This is a genomic window from Hwanghaeella sp. LZ110 (genome assembly GCF_048892525.1).
Classification (GTDB): Bacteria; Pseudomonadota; Alphaproteobacteria; order UBA8366; family Aestuariispiraceae; genus Pacificispira.
Genome location: NZ_JBLZHT010000079.1, coordinates 1 through 279, shown reverse-complemented (window position 1 = coordinate 279; position 279 = coordinate 1). Strand labels below are relative to the sequence as shown.

Annotated in this window: 1 protein-coding gene; it reads left to right on the top strand. The window is 48.7% G+C overall.

The window, feature by feature from the left end:
* A partial coding sequence (locus tag ACOSDM_RS20275) for a lipocalin/fatty-acid binding family protein (protein WP_420726346.1) occupies nucleotides 1-279 on the top strand: 279 nt, incomplete at both ends.

Genomic DNA, 279 nt, shown 5'->3' with positions numbered 1-279 from the left:
CACAAACTACAATGAGTATGCACTGGTGGTGATGTATAAACAAAAAACGGGCGGTGAAAAAACTACATCTGTGAAACTCTATGGGCGTGACATGCAACTGCGTCAGACTCTCATCGAAGACTTCAAGACTCTGGTGGCTGAACAGGGAATGAGTGAAGACACTATAGTTATCAAAAAGAACAAAGGGGAGTGTGTTCCAGGCGAGCAGGCCACACAAGAACAACAGATCCAGAGGGTGAGGAGGGATGTGAGTGTAGCGCCCCCTGACGAGGGATCGGG